The 11,983-nt window shown below is 32.6% G+C and carries 12 protein-coding genes and 1 pseudogene; 6 read left to right on the plus strand and 7 right to left on the minus strand.

Going from position 1 to position 11,983, the window contains the following annotated elements; genetic code table 11:
* Positions 1-410 precede the first annotated feature (410 nt).
* Complete coding sequence (locus VLC96_RS03490; protein WP_325260666.1) at positions 411-638, minus strand: DUF8828 family protein; 228 nt, start codon at positions 636-638, stop codon at positions 411-413.
* A 186-nt stretch (positions 639-824) separates the two neighbouring features.
* Positions 825-2,222 (minus strand): MATE family efflux transporter, encoded by a 1,398-nt coding sequence (locus VLC96_RS03495; RefSeq protein WP_325260699.1) that lies wholly within the window; start codon positions 2,220-2,222, stop codon positions 825-827.
* 441 nt (positions 2,223-2,663) lie between these two features.
* Between VLC96_RS03495 and VLC96_RS03500 the strand changes: the two genes are divergently transcribed.
* A complete protein-coding gene (locus VLC96_RS03500; protein ID WP_325260667.1) occupies positions 2,664-3,206 on the plus strand; it encodes a hypothetical protein in 543 nt (180 codons plus the stop codon).
* 316 nt (positions 3,207-3,522) lie between these two features.
* On the opposite strand, the pseudogene VLC96_RS03505 reads toward VLC96_RS03500, so the two are convergent.
* Positions 3,523-3,756, minus strand: a pseudogene (locus VLC96_RS03505) (cytochrome-c peroxidase); the annotation flags it as partial.
* Between the two features lie 437 nt (positions 3,757-4,193).
* On the opposite strand from VLC96_RS03505, the gene VLC96_RS03510 reads away from it, so the two are divergent.
* Positions 4,194-5,393: a carbohydrate binding domain-containing protein gene (locus tag VLC96_RS03510; protein ID WP_325260668.1), complete on the plus strand. Its 1,200-nt coding sequence runs from the start codon at positions 4,194-4,196 to the stop codon at positions 5,391-5,393.
* Between the two features lie 270 nt (positions 5,394-5,663).
* Entirely contained in the window at positions 5,664-6,494 is an 831-nt protein-coding gene (locus VLC96_RS03515; protein ID WP_325260669.1) for a DUF6929 family protein, read from the plus strand.
* Between the two features lie 244 nt (positions 6,495-6,738).
* On the opposite strand, the gene mtaB is transcribed toward VLC96_RS03515, so the two are convergent.
* On the minus strand, positions 6,739-8,067 hold the full coding sequence (gene mtaB / locus VLC96_RS03520) for a tRNA (N(6)-L-threonylcarbamoyladenosine(37)-C(2))-methylthiotransferase MtaB (protein WP_325260700.1): 1,329 nt from the start codon (positions 8,065-8,067) through the stop codon (positions 6,739-6,741).
* A 471-nt stretch (positions 8,068-8,538) separates the two neighbouring features.
* Between mtaB and VLC96_RS03525 the strand changes: the two genes are divergently transcribed.
* The 3 genes from VLC96_RS03525 to VLC96_RS03535 all read left to right on the plus strand — a co-directional run bounded on the left by VLC96_RS03525 (position 8,539) and on the right by VLC96_RS03535 (position 10,131).
* Complete coding sequence (locus tag VLC96_RS03525) at positions 8,539-9,069, plus strand: hypothetical protein (protein ID WP_325260670.1); 531 nt, start codon at positions 8,539-8,541, stop codon at positions 9,067-9,069.
* A 202-nt stretch (positions 9,070-9,271) separates the two neighbouring features.
* A complete protein-coding gene (locus VLC96_RS03530; protein WP_325260671.1) occupies positions 9,272-9,751 on the plus strand; it encodes a BON domain-containing protein in 480 nt (159 codons plus the stop codon).
* An 8-nt stretch (positions 9,752-9,759) separates the two neighbouring features.
* Entirely contained in the window at positions 9,760-10,131 is a 372-nt protein-coding gene (locus VLC96_RS03535; protein ID WP_325260672.1) for a LysM peptidoglycan-binding domain-containing protein, read from the plus strand.
* 65 nt (positions 10,132-10,196) lie between these two features.
* Here the strand turns inward: VLC96_RS03535 and VLC96_RS03540 are convergent, their stop codons facing one another.
* The 3 genes from VLC96_RS03540 to VLC96_RS03550 form a co-directional block, all read right to left on the minus strand.
* Entirely contained in the window at positions 10,197-10,724 is a 528-nt protein-coding gene (locus VLC96_RS03540) for a GNAT family N-acetyltransferase (protein ID WP_325260673.1), read from the minus strand.
* A gap of 3 nt (positions 10,725-10,727) precedes the next feature.
* Entirely contained in the window at positions 10,728-11,540 is an 813-nt protein-coding gene (locus VLC96_RS03545) for a Cof-type HAD-IIB family hydrolase (protein WP_325260674.1), read from the minus strand.
* Between the two features lie 173 nt (positions 11,541-11,713).
* Positions 11,714-11,932: a putative signal transducing protein gene (locus VLC96_RS03550; RefSeq protein ID WP_325260675.1), complete on the minus strand. Its 219-nt coding sequence runs from the start codon at positions 11,930-11,932 to the stop codon at positions 11,714-11,716.
* Positions 11,933-11,983 lie beyond the last annotated feature (51 nt).

Consider the following 11,983-nt stretch of genomic DNA (forward strand, 5'->3'; position numbering starts at 1 on the left):
TACGTTTTAAAAGAAGCTTCGTATATTGATTTGAACCATGTTCCAAAAACTGCTAAGAAGCATAATGTTCGTCTGACCCGAATATATTATATCGTTACAAAGAAATAATACAACCCGTTGGGTGTAATTTACCAAAATAAAAAATGAACCACATAGATACATAGATTTAATAGCAAATCATTGTAAGAATAAATAGAAATAAGTCTATTTTTCACATAGATTGGCTATGTGATAAGTAAAACGACTATAAAAGCCTTTTTAAAATCTATAAATTCTATGTCTCTATGTGGTAAAAAATAATTTCATCCAACGCGTTAATACAGATTCTTTATATTGTATTTCTCGCAAAGTCCGCAGAGATTTTTCTTTGCTTCTCCGCGTCTTTGCGAGAACTAATTTATAACTAAAAATTACTCTTCGTAACGAGCTATTTCTCTATCATAAAACTCATTTGCAAGAACGATAAGTCCTTCCATTTCGGCATTTAGTTCTGCTTCGTCAAGATCTTCTGCTTCTTCCAAGAACTCCACTTCATCGTCTTTTAAGTTGATGATAAATCTTGGGTAATCTAAGTGAATAACAAATATATCCTCTGCAAAATCAGTATTGTCTCCTAGTAAGAATTTTGGTAATTCCATATGTTTTGAAAATTTTAATATAAGATTGTAAAAATACGTTTTTTATTGAGATTCCTTTTTTTTAAAACTTCTAAAAAAAAAATAAAGTTGTCGTTTAGCCCTGATGGGAGCGGCATCCTTTCCTGCCGGGGTTCGGCAGGAAAGATATAGCGGACAGCAGGTGGGAACTCGTTTTGAAAACAAAAACTACTGCTCCAAAATTTCTTTATTAGTATGTTCGACAACCAACTTTCTGGTCAGACTTGCAAAGCGAATGTACAAAAACAATGCTGCGGCAGTCAAACCCGCCAAGAGACCAATCCAAACGCCTACGGCTTTTAAGTCGGTATATCTTCCCAAATAAAATGAAACCGGAAAACCGATCACCCAGTACGCCACGAAGGTAATGTACATAGGGATTTTTACATCCTGAAGACCTCTCAAAGCACCCAGAACAACTACCTGAATTCCATCGGAAATTTGAAAAATTGCGGCCACCAATAATAATTTGGATGTAATACTAATGATTTCGATATTGTCGAGAGCCTGTGCTGGATCAGTTGTGTTTAAAAATAAATGCGGTAAGAAATTATGAAAGACCACGAAGGTTAAAGCAAAAAAACTTTCGACGATTATTGCCAATAAAAAGATCGATCGCGCCACGATAATTAAGTTTTTATAATCTGCGATTCCTCTGGAATTCCCTACTCGGATCATCGCTGTAACGCTCAGCCCCATAGCTACCATAAATGTTGACGACGCTAATATCAGCGCAATTTGATTAGCTGCCTGACTATTTTTTCCTAAAGTTCCTGAAAGCCAAATTGCCGCTGTAAATAAAGTCACTTCAAACAACATTTGCATAGAGGATGGAAATCCCAGCCTAATGATTTTTTTGATGATTGATTTCTTGATTTCTTTGAAAGTAAAGTTTTTAAAATACTGATTCATAACAACATTATGCTTCATCAGATAATGCATGAAAACCACCATCATAATTCGCGAAATCACAGTACCCAAAGCGGCTCCGGTTACGCCTAATTTTGGAAAAATCCAAAATCCGTAAATCAATGCGTAATTAAAAAAAACATGTACAATATTGGTCAGGATAATGGAATACATCGAATATTTGGTCAGTGATAATCCATCGGCAAATTGTTTATATCCCTGATAGATCACCATTGGAATCATCGAAAAAGCTACCCAATCAATATAAGGCGCAGCAAGCTCTACAACCGCTTTTGGCTGATCCATGAAGTACATCAATTGCTTGGACAAGACCGTTACGATAAATAATGAAACGCCTAGAATACTACACAGCAACAAGCCATGATGAAAGGTTGTTCGGATTTTTTTGTCATTTTTCTCAGCATGAGCTTCGGCGATTAAGGGTGTGATAGCAGTTGAAAATCCGATTCCGACAGCGATTGCCAAAAAGATAAAACTATTCCCCAACGAAACGGCTGCCAACTCAGTCGAACCTAAATTCCCTACCATATAATTGTCTACAATTCCAATTAATGTATGTCCAAGCATTCCCAAAATTACGGGATACGCCAGTTTTATATTGTATGCAAATTCTTTAGTGTATTGGGATAAGTTCATGTTTTGTTTATTGAGTCGGCAAAGATAATTAGAAGAAAGTGATTCTATCATTTTTTGACTTCAATTAATAGTATTTAAAGAATTTTAACTGCAAAATGTTTTCAGAAATACGAAAAAAGCTTACTTGGCTTTTTATTGATTTTTTGTTTTGAAAGGCGCGTAAAATCAAAAAATAAAAGAGCATGTGAGTTTTGCGAATTTAGCACATAAATAATTGATTACCTGACAAATCAACCAAATTGAATAAAAAACGACTACTAAATTTCATTCTTTTTTATTTTTAAAAAATCACTCATAAATCAAAAAATCAAACTGCGAATCATATAAAAAACCCAAATAATTGTATAATAAGCCTCCAGATTTACGGTTATATATTTGCGACATACTCTTACAAAAGATGTATGTTATAATCAATTTTTTACAAACTAAAATTTTATACAGATGAAAATTACAGAAAAATTCAAATTCATTATGTTGGTAGCAATAGCAACATTATTTGCAAATAATACCAATGCACAAGACTCATCAACTTATGACAAAGGATTCCGCCTTGGATTGGGTTTAACTGGTGGATATGCAGTACACGATCCATATAAATTAGCTTTAGGAGCAGATGCTAGATTGCAATATGACCTGTCAAAAAGATATTCTTTAACGCTAACTACAGGTTACAGCCGTCTATTTGTAAGCGAAGCTGATGGTGATGATCTTGGTTTTGTGCCTGCTAAAGCTGGTTTCAAAGCTTTTGTATGGAATGATCAATTTTATATAATGGGTGAAGCCGGTGCCGCTTTTGTTACTGACCCTCATTATCACAACACTTCGTTCCTTTGGGCGCCAAGTATTGGTTATGCAACCAAATACATTGATATTTCATTGCGTTATGAGCAATATGAAAACTTTATGAGAACAAATAATGACGGAAGCTTAAACAAAGGCGTTGGTCAAGTCGGTGTTCGTGTAGCATATGGTTTTGATTTATAAAGAAATGGTTTTTTGAATTAGTTGTTAAAAAGGTGCGCTGTAATTGGCGCACCTTTTTTTGTTTTTTTTATTTAAAATAACCCGTTGGGTAAAATTGTTTTGCCAATTCGCTGTCGCACTGGTCAAAGTTTAAATAAAAAATTAACCACATAGAAACATAGATTTAATAGCAAATCATTGTAAGAATAAATAGAAATAAGCCTATTTTCCACCTAGATTGGCTATGTGATAAGTAAAACGACTATCAAAGTCTTTTAAAGACTATAAATTCTATGCCTCTATGTGGTAAAAAATAATTTCACCCAACGCGTTAAACTTAATACAGTTTTTTATCTGTCAAGGTTTTCATGAAAGCGATTAATTGCTTTTTTTCTAAGGGGGTTAAATTTAATTTATCTATTGGTAAGGTTTGATTGGGCAAATGGAATCCTAAACCTTCTCCCCCGCCTTGGTCATAAAAATCTATTACTTCTTCCAATGTTTTGAAAACACCGTTATGCATATAAGGAGCTGTTAAAGCAATGTTCCGAATCGTGGGTGTTTTGAAAGAATAGCGATTCACTTCGGCGTGCGTCAAAGAAAATGTCATATTTTAAACTAAAGATGAATTCAACATTAACAAAACTTCAATTATAACTTACAGATTTTCATTTCAATATTATAACACTACAAAATGAAATTTTAAAAAATACCTTATGAAAAATTTTAAATTCAAATAGAGTCTTTTCCATGTCTTTCTTTCAAAAAAATAATTTGAAGAAAACAACACTCCTATTTCAATTTCATAATGACTCGGAGCATTAATTTCGAAAAAATATTTTTTAAAAAAAATGAGAAAACATTAAATAATTAACTTTTAAAAAAATAAAATAAAAAATTAGCGTGAAAATTTTAAACATATATCAAATATTTTTTTATTTTTGAAAAACAATCGGTTGCGCAAACAATCGGTTGTATTTGTAAAATCAATTAACTGAAAAACTAATTATGAAAAAAAATTACCTATCATTATTGCTTGTATTATCTGGTGCAATATTAAGTTTGAATGCTCAAAATCTTTTATCGAACAGTGGATTCGAAAATGGAACCGGAGATGAATTTACAAATTGGACAAAAACCAATGGACAAGCAAATTTAACTGCCGAAACAGTAAATATCCATAGTGGCACGAGAAGTCTAAAAGCAGTATCTACAGGAACTTATGAATATAATGTACAATTACAAAGTGATGATATTGCCACAATAGTAGGTGTAAATTATGAAATAAGCATTTGGATAAAAGGTGTAGCAGGTGGTAATACCGTTCGATTCTCTACAGTAGGAGGAACTGCGGTTTATGCTCCAGATTATACCGTAGCAAAAGATGTTTGGCAAAAATATATTTATGGATTTACTGCAACTGCAACAACTACCAAAATATCATTAGATTTAGGAAAAGGAACAGATACTTTTTATATCGATGATGCCGAAATGTTCAATTTATCAACTGTCCCAACCAAAGATTTTATCCTTAATGGGGATTTGGAAGCAGGTACAGGAGACACTTTTACTAATTGGAACAAATATAATGGTGGCGCAAATCTAACAGCAGAAACTGTCGAAGTACATAGTGGGTCAAGAGCATTAAAAGCCGTTTCAACTGGAGCTAATGAATTTAATGTGCAATTAGTTAGTGATGAAATGACACTAGAAGTTGGAAGAACTTACACAGCAAGCATGTGGATAAAAGCCGTTAATGGTGGTAATACCGTTCGTTTTTCAACAACAGCCGCTTCAGCCAATTATGGGCCAAATACAATAATTACAAATACGAATTGGCAAAAAATAAGTTATTCTTTTCAAGCCAAAAGTGCGATAACTAGACTAAATTTAGATTTAGGAAAAAGCACCGACACTTTTTATATTGATGATATTAGCTTTGTTGGTGCAAATCCAACTTTGGCAAATTCAAAATTCGAAACTTCAAGTGACAAAATCATTTTCTATCCAAATCCTGTAATAAACTCTTTATCAATAGCTCCAAACTCTGGTATAAAATCATTCAAAATCATTGATATTTCTGGAAAAACAGTGATTGTAAACAATAAAGCAGAAAACATTCAATCAGTTGATTTATCTTCTCTTAGAAAAGGCGTGTATATTTTGACAACTGATAGTAACCAAAATTTTAAATTTATAAAAAATTAAGTACCTAAATAGTTTATAATTCTAAAGCCATTTCATTCATTTGAAATGGCTTTTTGATTAAAATAACATTTGGTTTACAACTTTAAGCATTTACGGTGCGATTCCGACCAAGAGTTTTTTTGATTACAATCACTACGATAACATTTACTTCCAAATAAAATAGATTAATTTTGATAAGTCTAATCCAAGTGTTCGTTGCAAATGATTTTTTTTTTCGAAAAGATTTTCTTTAGCATTTGGACTAAGACACTCATTTTCAAAACAACATTCATGGAAAAATTCACACTCGAAATTCTATTTCACATTATCGGAATTGGTTCTGCTTCAGGTCTTATCTACAAAGACAACAATTTATTTATAATCGGCGACAACAGTGGATTTCTGTATGAATATGCAATTCCTTCACAAAAGCTGCAACAACACGCTATCATAGAAAATGCAACTGAAAATATTATCAAAAGCGAAAAACCAGATTTTGAAGCAATCACACATTTTGGAGATACGCTTTATGTTTTTGGCTCAGGTTCTACCCAAAAAAGAAATAAATTAATTCAAATCAATACTGTTGCCAAAGAAATAAGAACAGATGACCTTACCGATTTGTATACCGTAATGCAAAGTTTTGCGGGAATAAAACCTAACGAATTTAATATTGAAGGTGCCATTTACACTGGAGATGAATGGTATTTATTTAACCGCGGCAATGGAGAAGATACAAAAAATGTCGTTTTTACTATTCAAGGCAAAAACCTCATCAATGAGTTCAACATGATTTCCAATAAATATAAATTGCCTAAAATAAAAGGTGTTCGATCAAGTTTTACTGATGCCGTAGCGTTAGATGACAAAATTTATTTCCTTGCCACTGCCGAAGATACCAAATCAACTTATGATGATGGCGAAATTCTAGGAAGCTTCATCGGTTGCATTGATACCAAAACAATGAAAATTGACTTCACCAAAAAAATCAGTGACACACACAAATTCGAAGGAATAACCGTTTATCAAAATACTGATACAGCCATTGAATTTATGCTTTGTGAAGACAACGATACTGATAAATTAGAAACTACTATTTACAAACTGACTTTGAAAAAATAACTTGTTTTTTGCCTCATATTTGGCGGATAGAACGAATTGTCCCAGATTCTATAATAATCGTCAATCTTGTCATTCCGTAGGAATCTCACGCAACGTGAGTAACCAACGTGAGATTCCTACGGAATGACAAGATTGGGTGTAGTTGGAATGTTAAAAAAATTTCATTTGTAGAAAAAATATATTTATAAAAAAAACTGCTCAATTGAAACAATCAAGCAGTTCTCATTATTTTATTTTTATTAAACTAAACCAATTGGGAGACAAACTCCATACGCACACTTCCGTCTTCATCAATTTTTGTCAAATTGATTTCGTGCAAAGTATTAACTAATTCTGGATTCCAAGGCGTTTTTACTTTTACATAATTTTCTGTAAAGCCATGAATATAACCTTCTTTATTTTCACTTTCAAACAATACCGTTCTGTTAGTTCCCAATTGACTTTCGTAAAAAGCACGACGTTTTTTCACAGATAAACCCCTTAACATTTTACTACGTTTCGAGCGAACATTTGCAGGAACAATTCCTTCCATCGCAACAGCTTCGGTATTATCTCTTTCAGAATAAGTAAAAACGTGTAAATAGGAAATATCTAAATCGTTCAAGAAATGATAGGTTTCTAAGAAATGCTCATCGGTTTCACCAGGAAAACCAACAATAACATCAACACCAATACAAGCATGAGGCATTACTTCACGAATTTTATTCACTCTTTCGGTATATACTTCGCGCAAATAACGACGTTTCATCAATTTCAAAATATCGTTACTTCCTGATTGTAATGGAATATGAAAATGTGGTACAAAAGTTCTGCTTTTAGAAACAAAATCTATCGTTTCATTCTTCAATAAATTAGGTTCTATCGACGAAATACGCAATCTTTCGATTCCTTCAACTTTATCTAAAGCCTGAACTAATTCCAAGAAAGTATGTTCGTGTTTTTTATTTCCAAACTCCCCTTTTCCGTAATCTCCGATATTAACACCAGTAAGAACAATTTCTTTAATATCTTGTTTTGAAATTTCGTAAGCATTTTTCAAAACATTTTCCAATTCATCGCTACGGGAAATTCCACGAGCCAAAGGAATTGTACAATAGGTACATTTATAATCGCAACCATCCTGCACTTTCAAAAAGGCGCGAGTTCGATCTCCAATTGAATAACTCCCTACATAAAAATCGGCTTCGGCAATTTCGCAGGAATGAACTTCTCCAAAATCATTTTTGGATAAATCGTTGATATAATCTGCAAGTTTGAATTTTTCTGTAGCACCCAAAACCAAATCTACTCCATCCACATTGGCCAATTCTTCTGGTTTTAACTGAGCATAACAACCAACTGCTGCGACAAAAGCCTTGTCGTTCAGTTTCATTGCTTTTCGTACTACTTGTTTGAATTGTTTATCAGCATTTTCAGTAACTGAGCAAGTGTTAATCACATACATATCGGCTACTTCTTCAAAATCTACTCGGTCAAAACCTTCATCTTGTAGATTTCGGGCGATGGTTGACGTTTCTGAAAAATTCAGTTTACAACCTAAAGTATAAAAGGCTACTTTTTTTCTTTCCATAATATATTCTCAATTAATGAAATCGTTGTCAAAAAATTGAGCGTGCAAATTTACAAACAAAAATCTATACTATGAAGCTGATAATTATTTATATTCATCTGCATTTGAGCTATTCACTTTAATTTTTGCTTTTTTGCCTCTAGAAAAGATTATTTTTTTCCCGTCAGACTTTGTTCATATTCATTTTAATATTATTTTCACCATTCCAAAAACAAACAAACGGCACAATCTTAAATTACACTTAATAAGTGGATTGTATCGTTTAGCAAAATTCAAAAAGTTTTTTTTCAAAAATAATAGAGAGCGTATAAAATATTATATGACTTTATCTGTTAAGGAATAGAGTAAATTCTTTCGTATTATTCTGTTTTAAAACTTTTGATATTTAACTTAAAAACAAAACTGTATTTAATAACAATAAATGGGATTGCCGAAAACCATAAAGAGTAGGTCAATAATAAATAATTAAAATAAATGAAATCAATTCGCCTCACAATCTCCCTACTATTAATGACGCTTTGCTTACAAGCGCAAAACGCACCAGCAACACCAACAATTGCAACCAAAAATCCTTTTCCAACAATCAGTACTTTGACTTCTTGGGCAAGTTATAACTCACAAGAAAAATTCAATCTTGACATTAGAACTCTTGGCTTTAAATTTGAAGAAAAATCAGTAGAAGCTGCATCAACAGCTTACACTTATATCAGAAAAGTATCTGTAGACAACATCAATTATACTGATAGAATTGTTTACAGAATTGCCAATGACAACTCTCAAAGTATTATTTCATTGGTAACGGCTTCGACAGATTTAGTTTCTTTTTACACGCCACAATTGGCTCAATACAAAACAGGTAAATGTGACAATGAAATGTCTAAAGACAAAAAAACAACTTGTACTTGTTATGACAACGGTAAATTTGTTATCGACGTTTGTGATGAAAGAGTTAAACTTTCAATGGGTGACGGAAACAATTACTTTATTTCAGTAGCTAAAAAATAATCTATATTTTACATCATACACTGCCGATTTTGTATCTGCAATCTTCAAAAAACAGTCGTTTCATTTAGAGTGGAACGACTTTTTTTTTAATCTGTATTCAAGCCAAAAAAAGGTGTAAAAATCTACAAATAAATACATTTAATTCGTAATCAGTTAAAAATGAAATTGTTAACTTTAAAAATAATTTTAAAAAAACACAATCATGAAAATTAAATCGATTATTTGTAGTTTAAGTATTGCGGTTTTAGTATTGTCTTGTGGTCCAAAAGATGCAGACATTCAAAAAGAGATTGCTGCCAAAATGGGTGACATGCCCGGTATGCAAGTTACTGTAAAAGATGGTGTGGCAACCATATCCGGTGTTTGCAAAGATGCCGCCTGTAAAGAAAGTTGTGAAAGCATTGCTAAAGGGGTAAAAGGCGTAAAATCGGTAGTGAATAACTGCGAAATTGCTGCTCCGGAACCTGTCATAACAACTGCTCCTGTAGAAATTAATTCTGATGCTGTACTGAATACCGAAGTAAGCAAAGTCGTTGAAACGTATTCTGGCGTTAAGGCTACAGTTTTGGATGGTGTTGTTACCTTAAAAGGAGAAATAAAAAGAGATCAATTACCAATTTTGATTCAGAGTATACAGGAATTAAAACCTAAAAAAGTCGAAAATCAATTAACCATTAAATAAACGGCAAGATGAGCTTAAAAGATAAATATGCTGAATTGATTTCTACAGCAAATAATTTGGGAGTTACAGGTTTACAAGTTCGTGAACAAGACAATGTGTTATATATTGACGGAACTACAAAATCGAGTGCAGATAAAGAAAAACTTTGGGATGTGTATGGGAAAATTGACCCTGATTTCAGAGCTGCTGATGTGGTTATGAATATAACTGTGGCAGCAGGAGCAACAACAGAATATACCGTAGTTGGCGGAGATTCCTTATCGAAAATCGGAAAAGCATACGGAGTTACCTGGCAGGCGATTTATGAAGCAAATAAAGATATCATTAAAAATCCCGACTTGATCCAGCCGGGATGGAAGTTGAAAATACCAACAGCTTAGTTGGTTTTATATGATTGTTAAGAAAGTCTGTCATTGGTTTGTCAGACTTTCTTATTTAGAACAAATTATAGATTTGGATTTTTCATTGTATACCAAACTTCCTCTTCTCCTTCGTACTTAAATGAATTGACATATTGCATTCCTAGTTTTTCCAGAATATGTCTTGAATTTCTGTTCCCAATATCAGCATAAGCGTAAAGAGCAGGAACTTTCATTTCATTAAAAGCAAAATCAACAAACGCCAATCCGGCTTCGGTTGCATAACCTTTTCCCCAATGCTTTTGTATAAAACGATATTCTATTTCATAAAAATTCTGATGATTGTTTATAGAATCTTTAATCAATTTTATTCCGGACCAGCCAATAAACTCATTAGTTTCTTTGAGGATTACTGCCCAACGACCGATTCCGTTTTTAATGTACTGCATTCGAATATTTTCAATCATCAGCCTGCTTTCATCAATATGCATTACGGGTTTATTTCCTAAAAAACGATGCACTTCTGGATCTGAATCCAATTTGTACATACCAATATCATCCGTAGGTAGTAACTCTCTTAAAATTAGTCTTTCGGTTTCTAAACTAGTTTTCATGAACTAGTTCAAAATATACTTTCTAATCACCTCAGCAACTCCGTGATTATTATTGGAAGCAACAACGACATCTCCTTTATCTCTTAATTCGGGATCAACATTATCAACCCAAACTCCAAGACCCGCATATTCTATCATCGTTAAATCATTGCCTGCGTTTCCAACAGCAATAATTTCGCTTTGATTGATATCTAATTTCTCTGCTAATTTTTTTAAACTAAATGCCTTATCAATCCCTTGTTGTGCCACTTCAAGAAAGAACGGCTTTGACATCGACACACTCAAATGTGGCATTCTTAGTTTCAAATCACCTTCAACCGTTTTTAAATAAGAAGGCTCTTCTAACAAAATACATTTTACGGCATTTGTCTGAACTTCCTCTTTAAAACTATTTACTTTATTATGTGGTAAACCTGTAATATGTTTTTCTATTTCAATGTATTCCGAATCAGTTTCACTAACAATCGCATCATTCACATAAGTGATAATATGTGTTTTGCTTTCCAAACTATAATCATGCAATTCGTGAATTTGTTCTTTGGTTAATGTTTGTTCAAACAGAATTTTATTGTCTTTTAAATCTGTAATTACAGCACCATTATAAGAAAGCATAAATGAATTATAAAAATCCATTTTCAATTCTTTGGCATAAGCCGTCATTGCCGAAGTTGGTCTGCCAGAAGCCAAAACCACATAAACTCCCAATTCCTGTGCTTTGAAAATCAATTCTTTGTTCTCCTCAGATATAGTGTGGTCGTCTGTTAACAACGTGTCATCCATATCCAAAACTATCATTTTGTATTTTGTATGTTTCATTTTCTCTTCTTGTTTTTAGAAGTATTGGCTCTTTTTTAATTCTGTATTTGGTAATAACTCTTGCTGCAATAAGCAATTACCATGCCCAATTTACTATTAAACAATATATTATAAAAAAAACCTTGACACTTAATTAGTCTCAAGGTTATTCAAATGTAATTGAAATCTATTTACTAGATGTTTAACCTAAACTCTTCTATAACTGGATTTGCTTTTGCAAAATCAGTTTCCTGAATAAACACCTCAACCGCTGAATCTGAATTTGGAAAACCAGACAATCTAGCCGATTGGATATTGTTTTTTATTGTAGTTTCTACTCCTGCAGCTTCAATTTTTTCTTGTAATGCCAAAGCCAAAATTTCGCTTCCCGAAAACACTTTCATTAATCCCATATTATTTATTTTTTTAAAATTATTATTAAAGTCTAATTTAAAATTAACATA

This window comes from Flavobacterium sp., from assembly GCF_035456085.1.
Taxonomy (GTDB): domain Bacteria; phylum Bacteroidota; class Bacteroidia; order Flavobacteriales; family Flavobacteriaceae; genus Flavobacterium.